Here is a 21543-nt window from a genome sequence, read left to right on the forward strand (position 1 = left end):
ATATAAACAAGTAAACAAAGATAGCAAATAGGCTGTTTTTGCATCTTTATTAACGTTAAATACGGTCGAAAATCATACTACATATAACGGACGCTTTATGGAGTAATAAAAAAAGCACAATTTCTCAGTATTAAAATGATGATTAATAGGAGGTGTGCAAATTGTCTAAAATATTTATGCAAATAAGTAGATTATTTTTAGGGATCATTTTTTTGGTTGCAGGTATTAATGGTTATTTTGTCATCTTTGGATTTGAACCATTTATTGCAACTAGCCCCGAAGCAATGGCATTATTCGAGTTTGAATATCTGTTAATTGCAGAAAAATCTTTAGAAGTTATATGTGGAATTTTACTTATAATCAACCAATTTACCCCATTAGCCATTGCAATATTATCACCTATTGTAGCCAATATTTTTTTACTTCATTTGTTCCTAGACCATTCGTTACTTTTTTTAGCAGTAATACTTGTCCTCACTCATGGTTATTTGTTGTTTTACTACAGAAAAAACTTTATGAGTATATTGGAGAGGAAATCAAAACCTTCTCAATAACAATAACTCGCCCTTACTATATCTTATTTCAAAATATCTTGTTCAACTAGATACGTTAATTTAAATAGAATTAAGCGGTTTTAGGATTAAATCCATGCTCTAGTTGTTACGGAAAAGGGCGCATTTCTTGAGCAAGAAAAGTGCCCTTATTCATGAATTGGGCTAAATTGTTGAATAATGTTGATCGAACTGTATTTTAGGTTGTTGTGTCAATACTGATTCTATGCTCTAAAAAGTATCAGGGGAAATGGGAAACAGCATTTTTATGTCGAAAATAAATATTTGGATAGAGATGTTGTTATCAACATTTCAATTGCAAATACATTATGATTGGTCTAGATTCAATGCAAGGGGTGATTACCATGATGATTGACGACGACATGCGTCGAGTAATCGAAGAACAGCGCTTGGCTTTTGTGGCTACCGTTTGTCCAGACGGCAGTCCAAATTTATCCCCAAAGGGGACTATCGCTGTATGGGAAGAGGAGCATCTTGTTTTCTTACATCTGTATTCACAGGGAACAGTAAATAACCTTGAACAGAATTCGTCTATAGAACTTAATGTTGTTGATCCAATTAGGCGGAAAGGGTATCGCTTTAAAGGCATAGCGGAAATTTTGAAGTCTGGCTCCAATTTTAACAAAATCGTTGAACACTTTAAGCAAAGCAGGGGAACAAATCCAAGCCGCATAAAGGCTGTAGTCTTAGTTAAGGTTCTACAGGCTGCCCCGCTTATTTCACCAGCTTATGATGATATATCCTCTGAAGAGGAAATCGCCAGACGCTGGAAGCGTCATTATGATGAATTGTTGGGTTATCTATGAGAATCGAGCAGTTAATCCCCTAAGTATTGGAAGGAGACGGTTCCAATTTATCGTCACCGTCTGGCAAAAATGAGTGGTATTAACTCCTCAATGGAGCATATATACCCTTAGATTTAAACAACTTTATTGTTATATTTTCAAGTGCGAAAAAATATTGCACATCAAAAATTAAACAACTAATTTTAACCCCGTCTAAAAAACTAGAATGGGGTTATCTTGTTTGAGGTTTTAAAGGAGAGTATGAGGGTGAAGATACAAATTGTATTATTTGAAGGATTTGGGGAACTTGTCGCTTTGGCACCTTATGAAGTTTTAAAGCGAGGAATCGAGGCAGGAGCTCCATTCGAGATTGAATTAGTCGGAAGTCGGTCTCAAAAAGAAGTCGTCGCATCCTTTGGCGTTCAAGTGACGCTCCATGATTTTTTACGTTTAGACAATAGACCAGATTTGTTAATCATCCCTGGCGGTGGCTGGAACCATAAAGCCCAACATGGGGCTAGACAAGAGGCGGAGAAGGGGGAGTTAACGCAGATCATCTCGACTATGCATGACGAAGGTACGATCGTGTGCGGAGTTTGTACAGGTGGCATGTTGATGGCTGCTTCTGGTATTTTAAAAGACAAGAGAGTTGCTATGCATTATCTGGCGAAAGATGAACTTCCTAGATATGGAGCTGATTACTTAGGATATCGAATTGTTGATGAAGGTAGTGTAATTACATCTAGGGGAGTTACTTCAGGAATTGATCTAGGATTATGGATTATTGAGAGGTTTTCAGGAGCTGAGATACAATAATCGGAAGGAAAAAGGTATATAGAAAGGGAACTATTTGATATACCGGATTAAATAAAGGAGAGAAGGCTATGAGTAAATCATTTATTGAACAAGTACATTATATTAGAATTCCTGTAAAAGATTTAGAACTGTCTGCACAATGGTATAGAGATGTATTAGGGCTCCAGTTACTAAACAATACTGAGGAACTTGCAATTTTAAAAGTCAATGAAGGACCTTTCTTACTTATCTTAGTTCCTACCGAAGATGAAACATTTGCACATTTTACAATTGATAATGAACAAGAATTTAGCATTGGCTTTACAAGTCCAGAATTATCTAAATTTCATCAACACTTAATTGATAATCAAGTTAAGGTCGAGGATATAAAAGAAGATAATGGTCATGCCTTTTTCCACTTTTATGACCCAAATGGTAATAAACTTCAAGTACACTGGTAAGATTTAATAAATAAATTACCTTATTTCATTAACGGGTGCTTTAACGGAATAAGAACGGGAACATCCAAATCAGACGTTCCCATATTTTTTGCCTGAAAAACAACAATACTATTTAACAAAGCCTTTCATTAAAGGAAAATACCCTTAAGGATACACGATACAGGTTCATTTCGAGGAATGCATAGTCAAGCAGTAATCCCATCGTTTCCGTTCCATACCCTTTCCCCCAGCTATCTTTCTTTCCAATATCGATAATGCATTCCGCATTGCGATTTTTATAATCGATGTTTATCAATGAAGTAATTCCGATTGGCGTTTCTGTTTTCTTCTCAAGAATGATGTAGCTTTTTTTCATGTTTTTAGACTATCACCTTTTGGGTGAAATTCATTTTACTTCAAATCACTTGTCACTACTGCGTTTTAGGTTAATTTAAATTTAAGCTATGAATAATTCAGGTTTATAATTTTTAGACAATTAAAAATTTAGCACAATTTCTTTTAATATGATACTAGCAAGATAATTAATATTAAACGAACATTCTCTTTTTCATAGAAAAATTCGTTTTATGTCTTTGATGATACCTAGTAGTTCTTCCTCCATGACAAAAAGTAAGCAACGTATTGGACAAATGGCAGCAACAGAAACAGAATGATCGGATAATAAGGGACCTTTTCTGCAACAAACGGATAAAAAATAAATAAAGCGGTTATAATCGGACCTGCGTACATCATGGCGACATAAGATGTTCTGCACGCACGGGCTGTAATCATTTTTTCACGCTCATCGACTTCCTCGAACTCCGCCGGGAGCAAAAATACTTTTGATAATATTTTATTGTTTCGTTTCTTCTTCCTGTATATGAAAAATGCCAAAATACCGCCAATGCACACCAAAGCAATAAATGGGCCGATATTTAGTTCAAACATATATTTCCTATCCGGATTTTTCACGAAATCGGCTATTTGTTCAGATGCAGAATAGTATGCAGAAATCACCCAGCCAAATAAAACGAGCAGCACCGTAAAAGAAATTAAATATCGAAAGTTATTCATTTCTCATCCTCCATAAAAAATATTTCCTCAATCGTCAAATGAAAAGCACGGGCAATTTTCATCGCCAGCAAAAGCGATGGGATATAATCCCCTTTCTCCAATGCTACAATTGTTTGTCTTGTCACACCTACGGCCTCAGCGAGGGCACTTTGGGTAAAATTCCACTTTGCTCTTAATTCCTTTACGCGATTCTTAATGACCAATCACACCACCTTCAGATTACTTCTAATTCCATTGTAAAGTATAGTATACATTTTGTAAAGTGGAGTTTACATTTTGTTTTGTGTAAAAGCCTGATCGCACATTCACTTGCAATCAGGCTTCTTTTAGAGTCCTTTTTACTCGATTTTTCAATGACTAAAGGTTTGGGAAGCGTTAAAGTATCGCTTCAAACCTATATTCGGAAGCCTAGACTATTTAAACAAACAATATAGTGGCAGCTTCTTTATTAGCAACCTTTGCCAAGACTTAGAAGCGGAACTTCATAATGCCGGCTTGGATGATTCTACTTATTTTGAGAAAAGAATTAACTATTGCCGCGAATTTTGTGGCTATTTTCCTAAGGAAAGTGAGCAAATTATTCATAATATGAAACGAACCCCGGGGGCCAGGTCCCTTTTTTCAGATTCTAGAAAGAATTGTCCAATTGTTTCAAAATGGAAATATGGATGAGGCTTACCGTGTATTCATCGGTGTTTCAGTTGCCGATGCCCTATTCAAAGAAATGATACAATCCGTTATTTTTTTGGCATGATACTTGATTATTAAACAATTAATATAGGGGAAAAGCTTCAATCATTCTTTTAAGAATGGTAGAGAAGATGCAAATTATTTAACAAATATTGACGTAAAGATCATTGCTAGGTACGATAGTAGAAAAGTTTATAAATTAAATATTTTCTGACATTTTTGCTATCCGTGAAATAATTAACCACAGTATTGTGCATTCAGAGGACCTTCGGAATAGAAGTTCCCTATCCCGACAAGCTGTACGATACTTTGACTATAATAGATCAGAAGAGGAGATTGATGATGAACCAAGTACAAGCCTTCTTGGAATTCTTTCCATTTCCAATCATTCTTACAAATTCAGATGGCAGAATCGAATATAAAAATCAGGTTTTCTCTAGCCTATTAATAGAAGAAACCAATCAGGATTCCTTAAAAGAACTATTTGACACTTGGGAAGATCATGGAAATCAAACAGTTTATGTCACATTAAACCAATGTCCCTTTTTATTAATGTATCAGTCAATAACCGTCGAATCCCATGAAAAATGGCTCTATGTTCTCTTAGATGGTTCACAATTTCAGCGCTTACAGCAAAAAATGCGAGATTTGGATAACTTAAACCGCGAATTGGATGCGATAATTGATAATTCGTATGATGCCATCTATATAACTGATCGTGAAGGAACGGCACTAAGAACCAATTCGGCGATCGAAAGGATTACAGGGATTCCCAATCATTACTATATTGGAAAAAATGTGCAGTATCTCATTGCAAGAGGGTTCTTAAAGGAATCCATAACGTTAAAAGTAGTGGAACAAAAAAAAACGGTTAGCCAAATACAAGAAAATTACGCAGGACAAGAAACATTGTTAACAGGATCCCCCATTTTTGATGAAAATGGGGAGGTCGAAAAAGTCATCATCAATATCCGTGATCTTTCTGAATTGAATAAATTGAACCAGGAACTAAAAAAAGCGTTGGATTTAAACGACCAATATCGAAGAGAATTAGAGAAATTACAGACAAAAACGCGTCAAGACCCGGATATGATTGTGGAAAGTAAACGAATGTTAGATATCTATGATATGGCTGACCGCATCGCAGATTTTGACGCTACGCTTTTAATTCTAGGGGAGACCGGAGTTGGGAAAGATGTGTTAGTACGACACATCTATCGTGCAAGCAATCGCCATGAAAAGGGAGAATTTATTAAAATTAATTGCGGAGCCATTCCCCATGATCTGCTGGAGTCCGAGTTATTTGGCTATGAAGCGGGCGCCTTTACCGGTGCAAACCGGACTGGAAAGCCTGGTATGTTCGAACTGGCACATAAAGGAGTTCTGTTTTTGGACGAGGTCGGCGAACTGCCTTTAGCCCTACAGGTAAAATTACTCCGTGTTTTGCAGGAGAAGCAGATTCAACGGATTGGAGCAACTAAACCAAAAAATGTGGATGTTCGGCTAATCGCTGCAACGAACCGCAATTTGAAAGAAATGGTACAGAAGGGTGAATTTAGAGAGGATTTATATTATCGCTTGAATGTCATACCTATTTCTATCCCACCACTAAGGGAACGTAGACAGGATATTCTCCCCCTTGTACAATATTTTCTGAAAAAGTTTAATGAGAAATATCATATTTCCAAGGAATTTGATCGAGGTTTGAAGGAATTTCTTTACCATTATCCATGGCCAGGGAACGTACGCGAGCTGTCGAATATGGTAGAACGTTTAATTCTTACGGTACCCGCGCAAACCTTAACGGCTGAAGATCTACCTTTTGAATATCAAAAGAGAGAAGAAGTTCCTGTTCACTGTACCGGCGGAATGACATTGAAAGAAGCAGCAGAGATTGCTGAACGAGAGATTTTGGCTCTTGCGCTTCAAAAGTATGATAGTACGTATAAAATGGCTGAGGAACTGGGGACAAGTCAGTCGACCATTGTAAGGAAACTACAAAAGTATAATCTGTAAATGTGATTCAAAAATAACTTATAATTCAAAAATGACTCATGATTTTCGCATTTTAATTTATTTTTGAATTAATCCAATAGAATGCTCGAATAGCTTGGAAGTGATCTATATGCTGAAATTAGCAGAAGATTGCATCAAGGCTATTTTTTTTGTATATTGGCACAAAAGTTGCATTAAAATTAATATCGTCAGAAAATTGCAACATGTAATAAGGGGGTTTTTGAGATGATTAATCATATCGCTGTGATCGGCAGTGGCACGATGGGAAGAGGAATTGCCTATACCGCGGCACTAGCAGGATTTTCGGTAACGTTGCAGGATATCCGTCAAGAAGCGATCGAACAGGCGAGAAGCTATATCGATCGCCAATTAGATAAAAGTGTAGAAAAGGGTCATATTCGTGCTGAACAACGAGACATCGCAAGGAATCATCTTTCTTATACTACGCAGATGCAAGAAGCTGTGGCAAAGACGGACTTGGTTATAGAAGCGGTTTTGGAAATGATGGAACTCAAAATCAACATTTTTCAGCAGCTGGATGAATGGGCTCCTTCTCATGCGATCCTTGCCACAAATACCTCCACCATGAGCCCGACAGAAATTGCGGCGTCGACGAAGAGGCCTAGTCAATGTGTAGCGATGCACTTCTTTAATCCGGCCCACCGGATGAAATTGATCGAGATCATCCGAGGTTTAAACACATCTGATGAGACGGTCGAGATCGTCAAACAAGTAGCAGAAAAGATGGGGAAAGAAACCGTCGAAGTGAATGAGCTTCCTGGTTTTGTAACGAGTCGCATGAATTGTCTGATTGGAAACGAGGCCATGAATATGCTGATGGAAGGGGTGGCTTCAGCTGAGGACATCGACAAAGCCCTCAAACTTGGATTAAACCATCCGATGGGCCCGCTGGAACTAGCTGATCTGGTTGGATTAGATAGTCGATTACGCAATATGGAGTATTTATATCACCATTTAGGAGAAAAATATCGTCCCTCCCCCTTGCTGGTGAAATATGTGAAAGCTGGGCGTTTAGGAAAGAAATCAGGTCAAGGATTTTACAGTTATACGATTTAACCGAAAGGATCGTGAACAACATGGATTTCCGATTATCTGAGGATATTACATTTTTAAAACAGAGTATTCGAGAGTTTATTGATAGCGAGGTAGACCCCCTCGCGATGGAAATTGAAGAAAAGGATGAGATTCCAGAGCGAATCATGCGGATGTCTAAGGAAATGGGACTATTTGGCTTAAGTATCCCTGAGGAATACGAGGGAATAGGAATCGGGATGGTCGGAAAATGTGCCATCTATGAGGAATTAGGAAGAACGCATAATGGCTATACCACCGTCATTGGAGCCCATACCGGAATCGGTTCTGTCGGGATTGTGGAGATGGGAAACAAAGAACAAAAGCGAAAGTACTTGCCGGCGATGGCAAGGGGCGAGATGATTGGCGCCTTTGCATTGACCGAACCGAGTGCAGGATCCCACGCGACGAATTTGAAAACCACAGCGGTTCGAAAAGGGGACAAATTTATATTAAATGGAACTAAGCACTATATTACCAATGCCCCGATTGCTGATGTCTTTACGGTCATGGCCGTCACAAATCCTTCTAAAGGAGCCAAGGGGATTACTTCTTTTATTGTAGAAAAAGACTTTCCAGGGTTCCAGTTAGGGAAAAACGAAAAGAAAATGGGGCTCCGCGGGTCACATTCCGCTGAAATATTCTTTGAAGACTGCGAAGTGCCGGTAGAAAATGTGCTCGGTCAAGAGGGACAAGGGTATGTGAATGCACTGAAAATTCTCGCCAATGGACGGGCAGGGCTTGCTGCACGAAATCTTGGTTCTTGTGTGAAATTGCTAGAGATGTCCATTGATCACACACATACGAGGGTACAGTTTGGAAAACCCATTTTTGAACAGCAAATTATCCAGCATTACTTGGCCGAAATGGCCTTAGATGTAGAAACCCTTCGTTCCATGACGTATCGCGTAGCGTGGATGGTGGATCAACAAATGAAAGTGATTAAGGAAGCCGCGATGGTGAAATTGCTAGGTTCTGAGATTTATAATCGTGTAGCGGATAAGGCCGTACAGATCCATGGAGGGATTGGTTATATCGCAGAATTCCCGATTGAACGTTTTTATCGAGATGCGAGAATCACCAAGATTTACGAAGGTACATCAGAAATTCAAAAGAATATCATCGCTGCCCAATTACATCAAGAGTACAAGTGATCACTGTGATTTGTGGTAAACACTTGATTATTAATTCAGTATAGAATGGCATCATTTTATGAACTGCTATACATCCGTTTTTTGAAATGGCACAGAAAATGGGTTTATTAACATTCGAAGGTTAAAAGGTGAATTTGCTACCCTTTTGGTCTATGAAAAAATGGAATAGGGGGAGAGGTTTATGAACAGATTCGACTTAAGTGGACGAGTGGCTATTGTCACTGGAGGAAGCAAAGGGTTGGGATCAGGAATGGCCTATGCCTTGGCAGAACAAGGAGCGGATATTGTCATTGTAAGCCGAAATCAAGCAGAGGGGGAACTGGTTGCTGCGAAGATCCGTGGCATGGGGCGCAAGTCTATGGCACTTTCGGTAGATGTGCAAGACATTTCCTCCATTAGCCAAATGGTAAAAACCGTAACAAAAGAATTCGGAAGAATAGATATTCTCATCAATAATGCTGGAGTGGGAATAACCAAGTTTGCCCTAGAAGTGACCGAAGAGGATTGGGACAAGGTTGTAGACACGAACTTAAAAGGAGTATTTTTCTGTGCCCAAGCTGTAGCTAGAGTCATGAAGGAACAGAAGTATGGCAAGATTATCAATATTTCGTCTTTAGCAGGTGTAAAGGGTAGTAATGCCATGGCTCCATATTGTGCAAGCAAAGCTGGAGTCATTAACCTCACACGGGCGTTGGCTAAAGAATGGGCCAGGTATCACATCTATGTCAATGCCATTGCTCCAGGGTATATTCAAACGTCCTTAAACGAGGAGGAACTTTCCAATGAATCGTTTCGGAATAAAATTCTTTCTGCGATGCCTATCAAACGGTTAGGAGAACTGGATGACTTAGCGGGTACAGTGGTTTTGCTTGCCTCCGAAGCATCATCCTATATGACTGGTCAAACGATTTTCATTGATGGAGGAAGTCTTATCTAAATTCCAGGGAGGGAAAAACATGAATTTTGAGTACAGTGATCGAGTGAAAGAATTGCAGGAAAGTTTAACCTTATTTATGAATGAAGTGGTTTATCCAAATGAAGCTGTGTTTAAACGTCAAGTGGATGAAGGCGCGAGTCGGTGGCAGGTGCCTCCGATTATGGAGGAAATACAGGTAAAGGCGAAGGCTGCTGGATTATGGAATTTATTTTTGCCGGACAGCGAATATGGGGCGGGATTAACAAATCTTGAATATGCCCCGCTTTGTGAAATTATGGGGCGTTCCATGATTGGTCCGGATGTTTTTAATTGCAGTGCACCAGACACGGGGAATATGGAAGTGTTGGTTCGTTATGGTACGGAAGAGCAAAAAGAGAAATGGCTGGTTCCGTTATTAAATGGGGAAATCCGTTCCTGCTTTTCGATGACAGAGCCTGATGTAGCATCCTCTGATGCGACAAATATGGAAGCAACGATCGAAAGGGAAGGGGATCATTATGTGGTCAATGGCCGGAAATGGTGGTCTTCTGGAGCCGGAGATTCCCGCTGTAAGATTGCCATTGTAATGGGGATAACGAATCCGGAAGGACCTAAACATGAACGGCATGCCATGATATTGGTGCCTCTAGATACTCCAGGAGTAAGGATTGTCAGACAGTTGCCCGTCTTTGGTTATGATCATGCACCTCATGGTCACGCCGAAATTGATTTTAACCACGTCCGTGTTCCGGTTTCCAATATCATCTGGGGAGAAGGCAAGGGCTTTGCAATCGCTCAAGGAAGACTTGGCCCTGGTCGAATTCATCATTGCATGCGTTTAATCGGGGCAGCTGAGCGAGCGCTTGAGATTATGTGCAATCGGGTAAAAGAACGTGTTGCCTTTGGCAAACCACTTGCAGAACAAGGGGTCATCCAAGAGTGGATAGCTGAGTCACGAATGGACATTGAACAGGCTCGCCTTCTGACATTAAAAGCGGCCTATATGATGGATACTGTCGGGAATAAGGTGGCTAGGAAAGAAATAGCTATGATTAAAGTTGTCGCCCCAAATATGGCGCTAAGGGTGATAGACCGGGCGATACAGGCTGTTGGTGGAGCTGGAGTGAGCGAGGATTTTCCGCTTGCCGCATCTTGGGCGAAAGCAAGGACACTTCGATTTGCGGATGGTCCTGACGAAGTCCATCGAGCTGCTATTGCCAAAATGGAGCTAAAAACACAAGGGAAAACGCAAGGAAAGAAGCAGGTGATGAGCTAGATGAGTAAGGATCAGGCCACTTGGAATCCAGCGGATGGTGATACGATCGTTGTCCGCCAAGGAGATGAACTATACCTAGAGGGATTGGATGCCTATCTCCGGGGCAGTTTCGAACATTTGGATGATTCGCCATTGGTTGTCAGGCAATTCGGACAGGGTGCTTCCAATTTAACCTATCTATTGCGCAAAGGGAATTGGGAGGCTGTGCTTCGCAGACCTCCCCATGGCCCGGTGGCGCCTAAGGCCCATGACATGGCACGCGAATACAAGCTGCTCAAAAAGATTCATGCAGTCTTTCCTCTTGCGCCGGAGCCATATTTATTCTGCGATGATAAGGAGATCATTGGAAGTGCCTTTTTACTAATGGAACGACGGAAAGGGCTTGTTTTGGATACGGAGTTTCCTGCGTCCCATATCCCTTCACAAGAGAACTGCAGAAAAATCTCGGAAAGCATGGTCGGCCGGCTGGTAGAGCTCCATCAAATTGATTATGAGGCAGCAGGACTCCAGGAATTGGGCTATCCCACAGGGTTTATGGATAGACAGGTGCACGGCTGGATTGGCAGGTACGAACGGGCTAAAACTGCTGAAGTGGAAGGGCTGGAAAAACTGAAAAAATGGCTGGTAGATCATGTTCCGGTTTCGCCGAAGGCGACCATCATCCATTATGATTACAAATTAAATAATGTGATGTTTGATTATCATGATTTAGGTAAAATGATCGGGATATTTGACTGGGAAATGACAACTATTGGTGATCCCCTGGCCGATTTGGGCTGTGCTATGAGTTATTGGGTTCAGGAAGATGATCCGGATATCCTGAAAAACAAGAATGAAAAACCTCCGGTCACGATCTTACCCGGCTTTATGACCCGAGATCAATTTATTGAAGAGTACGCGAAGAAAAGCGGACGGGACGTATCCCAAATCGATTTTTATTTAACATTCGCCTACTTTAAGCTGGCAGTGATTGTCCAACAAATTTTTTTCCGGTGGAAAAAAGGGCAAACGTCAGATGAACGTTTTTCCACTTATGAAGATACTGCTCGTGGGTTAATCCATGTGGCACTAGAGTTATCGACCAGAAAATAAGGGCAAGATGCAGAGGTGTATACAATGGGGAGAATTCATCTACTTTTTAAAAAAGAAGAGATAGATGAAGAAAAAATGAAAAATCATGTGGCCGTTGTCTTTGATGTACTTCTAGCCACGTCAACGATTACAGCCGGACTGCATTTCGGTGCCAAAGAAGTGATACCGGTCCATCAGGGGGAAGAAGCTTTGAGAGAGGCTAAGGGAAGAAATAAAGACAGTTTTTTGCTGGTGGGGGAATATAAGGGAAAAACGCTCGATGGATTTTACGCTCCGAAACCCTTGCCGTTAAAAGACGAAGTTAGGGGGAAAAGCATCATCCTTTCCACAACAAATGGTACAGTCGCGGTCCGCAAGGCATCTACTGCTAATCAAGTCTATATATGTTCCTTATTAAATGGCCGAGCGGTTGCAGGGCGTATTCTTGAAAAGCATCGCGAAGAGACGATCATTCTTATCTGTTCGGGTTCGGATGGGTCTTTTTGCATCGAGGATTTTTATGGAGCGGGCTACTTACTGGATTGTTTGTCAGAAGGCGGACAGCAGGTTTGGGAATTGACGGATGCCGCACAGGCCGCTTTGCTCTTCTATCAAGGCAATCGGCATCGAAGTGAAGAGATCCTGCAGAAATCGAGAGTAGGGCAAAGGTTTCTAGGACGTGGATTGGAAACCGACTTGAGTTTTGTCGCTCAATGTGGGGTGTTATCGATTATCCCCTATTTTGATGGAAGAAGCATTCAGGTTTCATAATGTAAATAGAAGTAATGTGCCCCCTTAAAGATTGGATAAAAACCCCTAGGGATTTGTCTGAAACTCTTTTGGGGGTATTTTTGTGGCGGTAAACAAAAGCAGAATTTCAAAGAGACTTGGATCTTTCCACGTTAGATTTACAGAACAGAACCACTGCCGGGGATGGAAAGTGGAGTTGAAAACAGATTCAAAAATGAATTAACCGATGCAAAGATAATTTAATGGAAGAAAGCCTTTTTTACAGCATACATTTGGAAGTCTAATACGATGCTGGAGCTTGAAGCATTGTCCCAGGGAGTTTGTTTTGGAACAGAGGATTTTCAAGAAGGGGTACAAGCTTTCTTTGAAAAGCGCATCCCTTAATTTAGAGGTAAATAAATGGAACAAAGCAGTTCATGACGAATGGTGGAAAAAGAAATCTTAATTTGTAGAGGGAGAATAGGAGAATGAATGACTGGCGCTATGTTGGTAACTAAACTAGCCTATGAAATGAAACGCCGGGACGTTAAGCGCGGGTTAATTATCGCCTGCATTGGTGGCGGACAGGGCATAGCCCTTATTTTAGAGCGTTAAGAGTTTTTTTGAGCAGTATCCGAATGGAAGTAATTCAAAAATAAATTAAAATACAAGAATAACTCTATGATTATCACGATTTTAATTTATTTTTCGATTAATACAATCATGTAGATGAATGATCGACTAGCCTGGATGGGGTCTAAATGCTGAAAGAAATTAGCAAAAGGTTGCATCCAGGCTATTATTTTTGAGAATTGGCACAAAATTTGCATTTATTTGAAAGTGATTGATGGAGAGTTCTGACATTATCCAAGGAGGTAATGAACCATGCGACCATGGTATAACCATTACCCTGCAGGTGTTTCTACGGAAAAAGATTTTCCTGATCAGAAAACAGAAATAGATAGAGTACAAAAACTAATGAGGTGAAGTAAATGAAGGATGAAATTGTGATTGTATCAGCGGTCAGGACAGCCATTGGGAAATTTGGAGGAACGCTTAAGGACATCGATTCCGGGAAGTTAGGAGCTATGGTCATTCGCGAGGCGATTCAGCGTGCAGGTATTTCACCGGAGTGCGTTGATGAGGTCATCATGGGTGAGGTACGGCAATCGACCCAATCCTCCAATATGGCTAGAGTTGCTGCGATGCGCGCAGGAGTACCTGAGACCGCTTCGGCGTTCACGGTAAATCGTCTATGTGCATCCGGCATGCAGGCCATCGGTTCGGCTGTACAGCAGATTGCATTCGGACAGGCGGATGTAGTGATTGCAGGAGGGGCTGAAAGCCTTAGCTTATCTCCCATTTATCTCAGGAATTCCCGATTTGGCGAGGGGGCTCCCATTTTGGTCGATTCTAACTTGGAAAACGGGCAGCAGCCGATCGAAATCTATGGCCCTCACCTCGGTATGGGTATGACGGCGGAAAACGTTGCGGAACGGTTTGGAATTTCCCGTGAAGAGCAGGATGCTTTTGCATTAAAGAGCCAGCAGCGGGCTGCTGAAGCCATCAAGGATGGAAAGTTTAAAGATGAAATCGTGCCCGTGGAGGTTAGACAGAAGAAAAATACCATTCTATTTGAGACGGATGAATTTCCTCGCCATACTTCGTTGGAACAATTGGCCGCTCTGAAACCAGTTTTTAAGAAAGACGGATCTGTAACCGCTGGAAATGCGTGCGGAAGAAACGACGGTGCGGCGGCACTGGTAATCATGTCTAGAGCAAAGGCAGAAGAGTTGGGCGTGAAGCCAATGGCCAAAATTGTGGACTGGGCTACAGCTGGCGTATCTCCCGAGGTGATGGGAATCGGGCCGATTCCAGCTGTGAAGAAGTTGCTGACCAGAACAGGAAGCATATTGTCCGATTACGGCCTAGTGGAGCTGAATGAAGCATTCGCTGCCCAAGCTCTTGCTGTCATTCGGGAATTGGGCTTAGATACCGATAAGTTGAATGTCAACGGGGGAGCCATAGCTCTTGGTCATCCGCTCGGGGCCACTGGAGCAAGAATTGTTACTACACTGCTTTATGAAATGAAGCGTCGTAATGAACAACTGGGTTTAGCTACTCTATGTGTAGGTGGCGGACAGGGTATGGCGATTGCCATTGAGTTAATTAAATAGGGTAATTGAGAGCTTTTCGATCCAATAGTGAAATGTCTGTTATAAATCTCGAGTGGAGAGAAACTGGAAAATATAAGTGTATAACGATTGTGGAGGAGATTCAGCATGGATTTTCATTTAACGGAAGAACTGCATCAGATTCGCACCATGGTAAGAAATTTTGTCGAGTACGAGGTAGAGCCCTATGCCCAGCAAATTGAAGAAGAAGATAGAATTCCGGATCATTTAGTAGAAAAGTCCAAAGAGTTAGGATTGTTTGGAATCAGCATCCCAGAAGAATACGGCGGAATTGGTCTTTCCATGATGGAAAAGGTGGTCATGTTGGAGCAGCTGGGGCGTACGCATAACGGGTTCGTAACCTTAATCAATGCACATACGGGGATCGGTAGTATGGGGCTGGTCAGGTTGGGATCAGAAGAGTTAAAGAGGAAGTATCTTCCTGATATGGCAGCAGGCAGAAAACTAGGAGCTTTTGCTCTATCTGAGCCGGGGGCAGGATCGGATGCGACCAATCTTTCTACGAAAGCAGAAAAAAAAGGAGATAAGTGGATTTTAAATGGGATGAAGCACTTTATCACGAATGGCCCGATTGCCGATGTTTATACCGTTTTTGCCATAACCGACAAGACAAAGGGTGCAAAAGGCATCACCGCTTTTTTGGTAGAACGTAATTTCCCTGGCCTGGTCGTAGGCAAAAACGATAAAAAAATGGGTTTGAGGGGTTCCTATACTTCTCAAATCATTTTCGAAGACTGTGAGGTTCCTGATGAAAATGTTATTGGGGAAGTAGGCATGGGATATTCCTCTGCGCTTCGTATTTTGAGTGAAGGTCGTGTTGGACTCGCGGCTCGGTCTGTCGGCTCATGCGACAAGTTAATTGAAATGTCAGCACGCTATGCCAAAGAACGCGTTCAATTCGGGCACTCGATTGCAAAAAATCAAGGCGTGCAATGGATGCTGGCGGAAATGGCAACGGAAACTGAGGCGGCTAGAGGACTTGCTTATCGTGCTGCTTGGTTGATTGATGAAGGTAAAAAGGCGATTAAGGAATCATCTATGGCTAAGCTATTCGCTACAGAAGTGTATAACAAAGTTGCGGACAATGCCGTTCAGATTCATGGCGGAATAGGCTACATTTCAGATTATCCGGTAGAGCGTTATTACCGCGATGCCCGCATAACCAAAATATATGAAGGAACCAATGAAATTCAAAAAATAATCATCTCACAACGTGTATTAGAAGAATGCTAGGAAGGTGTAAATAAATCTTGAAAGATGGGAAAGGTGAAATAGATATGGAAATCGATCAAATCAAACAAATCGCTGTGATTGGCTCCGGAGCAATGGGGTCGCAAATTGCTATGCTTTGCGCCTTAGCCGGATATCACGTGACCTTGCAGGATATCAATGAAGAAAGCCTGGTAAAAGCAAAGCAGTCTTTGGAAGGGAATATGAAGCGCAGAGTAGAAAAAGGCAGATTGTCACAGGATCAGGTGGAAAGTGCTTTTGATCGAATTCTTTTCGAGAGTTTGTTGGAGGAAGCGGTAAAGAATGCTGATTTCGTGATTGAGGCGATTGTGGAAAAATTGGAAGCCAAGCGTGCCCTTTATGCTGAAGTGGATCGACTAGCCCCTGCCCATACGATCATTGCCAGCAACAGTTCCACGATCGTCAGTTCGAAAATAGCCGATGCAACTAGTCGTCCGGACAAGATATGCAATATGCACTTTTTTAACCCTGCTTTGGTCATGGAATTGGTTGAAGTGGTGCAAGGACCGCATACATCAGAAGAAACGGCACAAATCACATTTGAATTAGCAAAGCGAATCAACAAGGTTCCCATTTTATTAAAAAAAGAGATTTCCGGCTTTGTTGCCAACCGAATTTTAGGAAAGCTGATGGATGAGGCGATTTATCTGTTAGAAAATGGTATCGCCACAGTCGAGGAAATCGATCTGGCTTGCACCAAAGCGCTAAACCATCCAATCGGCCCGTTCGCCCTGATTGACCTGACTGGAATCGATGTAAACTATCATGTTCGGATGCAGCGTTACCTGGAATCAGGTGATGAAAAAATGAAGCCTTCCAAAATAGTGACAGAATTATTCGAAAAGGGTGATTTGGGACGTAAAACTGGAAAAGGTTTTTATACGTATTCTTAGTCAGGAAGGGTGAAGGGATGAAATGTCGCCTATTACATTAGAGGGTGTAAGGCAGATTTTTGAGAACAGTCCTTTTGTTGCTTTTTTAGGATTTCGATTCGTTCATTTTGAGGAAGGAAAAGTCATATTGGAATTGCCGATCGATAATCGATTGATCAATGTGAATAAAACGGTTCACGGTGGAGCGTATGCGGCAATGCTCGATAATATCTTAAGCATGACAATTCGTTCTGTTGTAAAAGATCCTGTAACAACAATAAATCTAAATATTCACTATCTAGACTCAATTAGTGAAGGGAAAATGATTGCAACGGCTAAAATACTCAAGCAAGGCTATAAAACATTGATCGGAGAAGGAGAAATTACGGACGGCAATGGGAAGCTGTTAGCCAAAGGAACAGGAACATTCAAAGTTACGCGAAAATAATCGTTTAGGGGGGAGAGAAATCATGGGATTTGAAAATATTTTAGTGGAAAAAGAAGGGCGTATTGGCGTAATAAAAATCAACCGGCCGGAAGTGAGAAACGCTTTGGATGGTAATACATTAAAGGAAATAGAACGGGCTTTAGAAAGCTTGGAACGTGATGAAGAAGTTGGGATTATTGTATTTACAGGTGTTGGGGAGAAGTCGTTTGCCGCGGGGGCAGATATTCGCCAATTGAGAGAAAAAACAGCAATGGATGCCCTTCTTCCAAGCATGTCGGCTACTTACCGATTCATTGAAAACTCCAGCAAGGCAACGATTGCTGCGATTAATGGATTTGCGCTTGGAGGCGGGTGTGAGCTTGCGATGGCCTGCGATATTCGAATCGCTGCTGAACATGCCAAAATTGGGTTGCCTGAATTAAACCTTTCGATTATCCCCGGGGCTGGTGGTACACAACGTCTAGCGCGAATTGTAGGAAAAGGGAGAGCGCTAGATATGATCCTTACTGGAGATATTATCACGGCAAAGCAAGCTGAAGCGATCGGGCTCGTATCCTGTGCGGTTCCAATAGAAGACCTGTGGAGGACCGTGAAGGATAAAGCGGATAAGATTCTTGCCAAAGGTCCTCTCGCCATTAGACTAGCTAAACTAACGGTAAATCGTGGTTTTGATCTAGATATGGATACGGCTTTGATGATGGAGAAATTGGCCCAGGCCATCCTATTTGGTTGCGATGATAAGAACGAAGGAACGCAGGCATTTTTGGACAAACGATCAGCAGTATTCAAGGGAAGATAGTGATTCAAAAATACATGATTAAAATATCATAGCTGCCCAAGTACACCTGGAATACAAGTAATATTATGTTTATGATTCACGGTCATATGGAAGAGGATTTTTGATATGCCCGTTTTTGGATTATGAAGGAGCCTTTGATGTCGATCGTGCAGGGGTAATCCTAGATGTACCATTGTTTATATAACTTGCGCTTATATAGATATTATGAATCTGTATTTTACATTGGAACTACATATATGTTTTTATAGTAATTAGATAAAAAATTCAAACCATTTCGAATATTCACTACAATTACAAACCCCAATGTTTACATGGCATAAGTCGAACTCAGAGGCGAAATTGAGATGCTGTATGGAAAATGGCAATGAAAGCAGGTGAGCGGGTGATGGAGCCAATGAAGACGGAGATACCGATTAGGGAACTTGCACCGGGACTTGGTACGAACAGGTAGAAGTGCAAAAAGAAAGGTGTGGTATGAAAATGTTGATTCACAGCAGAAACCGAGTAATGACGATGGTTCTTATTCTTTTGTTTTCAACAGCACTACTTTCAGCTTGTACTGGTAATCCTGCCGGAGGGAGTGAAAAACAGCACACAACTACTTCGTCTGACCTGCCGGTTACAGCTACCTCCGACTCGCTAATAGACAAGGCCAAACAGGAAGGTACGGTGGTGGTGTATACATCCAAACCAAGACCTATTTCTATTAAACTTGCCGAGATGTTTGAAGCGAAATATCCGGGCATCAAAGTTGAAATTTTTCAAGCTGGCGGGTCACAAGTTTTATCCAAAGTTGAAGCAGAATTAAACGCTGGTGCACTCAAAGCGGATGTGGTGGATTATACAGACGGTCCGGCAATCATTGATCAAGTAAACCGTGGCATTATCGCGAAATATATTCCTGAAAACGCTGACAAGATCAATGAACATCTGAGAGATCCCAACGGGTACTGGGTTAGCAGTGGTGGGCTTGTAACAGCAACCATCGCTTATAACAGCAATATTATATCGGAAAAGGAGGCACCAAAAAGTTGGAAAGATCTTACCGATCCAAAATGGAAGGGAAAAATCTCCATGGCGAGTCCAGATTATGCAGGAACTTCTATTGCTACCATACAAGGATGGGTGCAGGAGTTTGGCGGCGAAGCCTATTTGAAAGCTCTTGGGGAAAATAATGTGCGGGTATTAAAGAGCTTTGGAGATACGGAAAACAGCATTCTATCGGGAGAGGCACCTATAGGGGTTGTTCTTAGCTTTCGAGCGTATGCAGATTTAGTTGACAAAAAACCGATTAAGATCGTTGAACCATCAGAGGGACAATTTGGGATGCTAACAACGGTAGGCATTAACGCTAAAGCAGCTCACCCATACGCAGCCAGACTCTTCGAAAACTTCATTTTTTCAATGGAGTATCAAAACTTTATGGTTGAAAACCATTACTATCCAGCGCGAAATGATGTTCAGCCTGCGAATCATATTAGACCATTGTCAGAAATTAAATTAATCTGGCCCGACACTGAAAAACTGGCTGATCCAAGTCATGTAGCCAATATCAAGAAAGCCTTCAACACGCATCTCAAAGTTCACTAAATTGCTGATGATGAAATGGGGGACTGTAATGAAAAATGATAGGGTAGAGTTTGAACCTATGAAGACTATCCTGCACCCAAAACCTGATCAGCAGGGCAAGCAAAAAACACGGGGTATTTCCCTTGTTCCGAATTTCCTGTGGATTTTTACCCTTGTTGGTCTGGCAGCGATCGTTGTTTATCCCACTTTACGAATTCTTTGGTTATCTATAACTGATATCAATACGGGAGTAGTTGACTTCAGTATCTTTAGGAGTACACTTAGTTCCAATTTGACTTGGAGGGCAACACTAAACACGGTTGTCATGGCTGCGGTTTCTACTTTCATTGCGGTGATGGTAGCTGTACCCATGGCCTGGAGTTGTACGAGGACAAATATGCCGCTTCGCGGGCTGATCCGTGCTCTTGTTTTTCTGACATTTATGAAGCCTCCTATCTTATTGGCGTTCGCTTATATTATCATCTTTGGTCCCAATGCGGGATTATTAACAGATTTATTAAATTCGTTTGGGATCTCATCGAGTATCTATAGTTGGTGGGGGTTGATTTTTTTAACCTTTTGTGGAGCGTATCCGATCATCTTTTTGACCATTGCAGCTGCTTTGGAAAATCTTGATCCTGATTTAGAGAATGCGGGGCTTGCTCATGGAGCCGGTCAACTTTTGACTGCATGGCGGGTCACTCTGCCGATGGTATTGCCGGCAATTCTCTCTGGTTGGATGCTATCGTTTGTGATTGGATTAAACAATTTCGGTATTCAAGCGCTCATTGCCATTCCGGCAAGGATTCCCGTATTAACAACGTTGATCTATTCTCACTTCAGTTATCCCGTTCAGTTTACAGCAGCAGCCAATCTCTCTCTCATTCTAATTGCCATCTCGTTGATAATAACCACCATTGTAAGTGTTATTGTAGCCAAAAAGACATTCCCAACGATCTTCGGAAAGGGAATGAAACCCGCCATGATCGATATGGGAGCATTAAGCAGAGGGATGTTCCTAGCATTAAATGTTGTGGTTATATCGGTAACATTAGTTGTTCCCATGATGATAATCATTGCCACATCCTTTTTAAAAACATACGGGAACGGTTTTGTTATTTCCAACCTTTCAATTGATTCTTATAAAAAATTATTTCATTTGGGTGACGTAGTTCCTTCCCTGACTAATAGTTTCGGATTAGGGATGGTGTCAGCAGTTCTCATGGTTGCTATTGCACTGTCGTTGACTTATTTCACGAGACGAAAAAAATGGTGGTCAAAAATGGCAAGAGTTGTGGCGGAAATCCCGTTTGTGATACCCGGAATTGTTCTTGCCGTGGGACTCATTGCTGCTTACAGCAAACCGCCGCTGATTTTATACGGTACCTCTGTCATTCTAGTGTTGGCTTACGTAGGAAAGTTTCTTCCTGTAGCGTTGCGATTTACCAATAATGCTGCAGGCCAGGTAGGTGCAGAATTGGAGGAAAGTGTATATGCGCATGGTGGTTCACAAATGGATTGGTTTCGGCGAGTATTTTGCCCTCTTATTCGCAGGGGAGTGGTCGCAGCTGGGATCCTCTCGTTTATCTTTGCATTTAATGAACTTTCCTCTTCAATCTTGTTGATTGGGACAGGGACGCAAGTGGCTTCAACTGTCCTGCTTCATTACAGCGAAGAAGGGCTGATTTCGGAAATGAACGCTTTTTGCACTATCTTGTTCATCGTTACAGCCATTTCATATGCCTTTGTGTACCGAATGGTCGGGCGTTCGTTTTTAAAATAGTTATGAAGGGGGATAT

At 41.6% G+C, this 21543-nt stretch carries 20 protein-coding genes and 2 pseudogenes; 19 read left to right on the forward strand and 3 right to left on the reverse strand.

The genetic code is table 11. The annotated features are described in order from the left end of the window. The first annotated feature begins 161 nt into the window (after positions 1 to 161). The 4 genes from KHA94_RS19560 (at position 162) to KHA94_RS19575 (ending at position 2613) form a co-directional block, all read left to right on the forward strand. On the forward strand, positions 162 to 554 hold the full coding sequence (locus KHA94_RS19560; RefSeq protein ID WP_213103773.1) for a DoxX family membrane protein: 393 nt from the start codon (positions 162 to 164) through the stop codon (positions 552 to 554). A gap of 362 nt (positions 555 to 916) precedes the next feature. Continuing rightward, the gene (locus KHA94_RS19565) at positions 917 to 1378 is read left to right on the forward strand and encodes a pyridoxamine 5'-phosphate oxidase family protein (RefSeq protein WP_213103774.1); all 462 of its coding nucleotides are present in this window, start codon (positions 917 to 919) and stop codon (positions 1376 to 1378) included. 246 nt (positions 1379 to 1624) lie between these two features. Then, positions 1625 to 2173 carry a DJ-1/PfpI family protein gene (locus KHA94_RS19570; protein ID WP_213103775.1) on the forward strand — a complete coding sequence of 183 codons (549 nt, stop codon included), beginning with the start codon at positions 1625 to 1627 and terminating at the stop codon, positions 2171 to 2173. A gap of 68 nt (positions 2174 to 2241) precedes the next feature. After that, positions 2242 to 2613 (forward strand): VOC family protein, encoded by a 372-nt coding sequence (locus KHA94_RS19575; RefSeq protein WP_045516608.1) that lies wholly within the window; start codon positions 2242 to 2244, stop codon positions 2611 to 2613. A 121-nt stretch (positions 2614 to 2734) separates the two neighbouring features. Here KHA94_RS19575 and KHA94_RS19580 read toward each other — a convergent pair. The 3 genes and pseudogenes from KHA94_RS19580 to KHA94_RS19590 form a co-directional block, all read right to left on the reverse strand. Continuing rightward, positions 2735 to 2962, reverse strand: a pseudogene (locus tag KHA94_RS19580) (GNAT family N-acetyltransferase); the annotation flags it as partial. A 233-nt stretch (positions 2963 to 3195) separates the two neighbouring features. After that, positions 3196 to 3666, reverse strand: a complete 471-nt coding sequence (locus KHA94_RS19585) for a hypothetical protein (protein ID WP_213103777.1) — start codon at positions 3664 to 3666, stop codon at positions 3196 to 3198. Next, positions 3663 to 3869, reverse strand: coding sequence for a helix-turn-helix transcriptional regulator (locus tag KHA94_RS19590; protein WP_213103778.1), 207 nt, complete (start codon positions 3867 to 3869; stop codon positions 3663 to 3665). The genes KHA94_RS19585 and KHA94_RS19590 overlap by 4 nt, the downstream gene beginning before the upstream one ends. An 826-nt stretch (positions 3870 to 4695) precedes the next feature. Between KHA94_RS19590 and KHA94_RS19595 the strand changes: the two genes are divergently transcribed. The 15 genes and pseudogenes from KHA94_RS19595 (at position 4696) to KHA94_RS19665 (ending at position 21527) form a co-directional block, all read left to right on the forward strand. Further along, a complete protein-coding gene (locus KHA94_RS19595; RefSeq protein WP_249365613.1) occupies positions 4696 to 6372 on the forward strand; it encodes a sigma-54 interaction domain-containing protein in 1677 nt (558 codons plus the stop codon). Between the two features lie 225 nt (positions 6373 to 6597). Beyond that, positions 6598 to 7449 carry a 3-hydroxyacyl-CoA dehydrogenase gene (locus tag KHA94_RS19600; protein WP_249365614.1) on the forward strand — a complete coding sequence of 284 codons (852 nt, stop codon included), beginning with the start codon at positions 6598 to 6600 and terminating at the stop codon, positions 7447 to 7449. 20 nt (positions 7450 to 7469) lie between these two features. Next, positions 7470 to 8618, forward strand: a complete 1149-nt coding sequence (locus KHA94_RS19605) for an acyl-CoA dehydrogenase family protein (RefSeq protein ID WP_213103779.1) — start codon at positions 7470 to 7472, stop codon at positions 8616 to 8618. Positions 8619 to 8799: 181 nt separating this feature from the next. Then, positions 8800 to 9555, forward strand: a complete 756-nt coding sequence (locus KHA94_RS19610) for an SDR family NAD(P)-dependent oxidoreductase (RefSeq protein WP_213103780.1) — start codon at positions 8800 to 8802, stop codon at positions 9553 to 9555. A gap of 19 nt (positions 9556 to 9574) precedes the next feature. After that, a complete protein-coding gene (locus KHA94_RS19615; protein WP_213103781.1) occupies positions 9575 to 10810 on the forward strand; it encodes an acyl-CoA dehydrogenase family protein in 1236 nt (411 codons plus the stop codon). After that, the gene (locus tag KHA94_RS19620) at positions 10811 to 11902 is read left to right on the forward strand and encodes a phosphotransferase family protein (protein ID WP_213103782.1); all 1092 of its coding nucleotides are present in this window, start codon (positions 10811 to 10813) and stop codon (positions 11900 to 11902) included. Positions 11903 to 11926: 24 nt separating this feature from the next. Next, positions 11927 to 12652, forward strand: a complete 726-nt coding sequence (locus KHA94_RS19625; protein WP_213103783.1) for a 2-phosphosulfolactate phosphatase — start codon at positions 11927 to 11929, stop codon at positions 12650 to 12652. Between the two features lie 453 nt (positions 12653 to 13105). Further along, positions 13106 to 13225, forward strand: a pseudogene (locus KHA94_RS19630) (acetyl-CoA C-acyltransferase); the annotation flags it as partial. A gap of 377 nt (positions 13226 to 13602) precedes the next feature. Then, positions 13603 to 14787, forward strand: a complete 1185-nt coding sequence (locus KHA94_RS19635) for a thiolase family protein (RefSeq protein WP_213103784.1) — start codon at positions 13603 to 13605, stop codon at positions 14785 to 14787. Positions 14788 to 14892: 105 nt separating this feature from the next. Further along, a complete protein-coding gene (locus KHA94_RS19640; RefSeq protein ID WP_213103785.1) occupies positions 14893 to 16038 on the forward strand; it encodes an acyl-CoA dehydrogenase family protein in 1146 nt (381 codons plus the stop codon). A gap of 44 nt (positions 16039 to 16082) precedes the next feature. Then, positions 16083 to 16949 carry a 3-hydroxyacyl-CoA dehydrogenase family protein gene (locus tag KHA94_RS19645; RefSeq protein WP_213103951.1) on the forward strand — a complete coding sequence of 289 codons (867 nt, stop codon included), beginning with the start codon at positions 16083 to 16085 and terminating at the stop codon, positions 16947 to 16949. A gap of 22 nt (positions 16950 to 16971) precedes the next feature. Next, entirely contained in the window at positions 16972 to 17376 is a 405-nt protein-coding gene (locus tag KHA94_RS19650) for a PaaI family thioesterase (RefSeq protein WP_213103786.1), read from the forward strand. A 22-nt stretch (positions 17377 to 17398) separates the two neighbouring features. Next, positions 17399 to 18175 carry an enoyl-CoA hydratase/isomerase family protein gene (locus KHA94_RS19655; protein ID WP_213103787.1) on the forward strand — a complete coding sequence of 259 codons (777 nt, stop codon included), beginning with the start codon at positions 17399 to 17401 and terminating at the stop codon, positions 18173 to 18175. 474 nt (positions 18176 to 18649) lie between these two features. After that, positions 18650 to 19765 (forward strand): ABC transporter substrate-binding protein, encoded by a 1116-nt coding sequence (locus KHA94_RS19660; RefSeq protein ID WP_213103788.1) that lies wholly within the window; start codon positions 18650 to 18652, stop codon positions 19763 to 19765. Positions 19766 to 19793: 28 nt separating this feature from the next. Beyond that, entirely contained in the window at positions 19794 to 21527 is a 1734-nt protein-coding gene (locus tag KHA94_RS19665) for an ABC transporter permease (RefSeq protein ID WP_213103789.1), read from the forward strand. Positions 21528 to 21543 lie beyond the last annotated feature (16 nt).

Origin of the sequence: Cytobacillus citreus, assembly GCF_018343665.1 — a bacterium.
Classification (GTDB): Bacteria; Bacillota; Bacilli; order Bacillales; family Cytobacillaceae; genus Cytobacillus; species Cytobacillus citreus.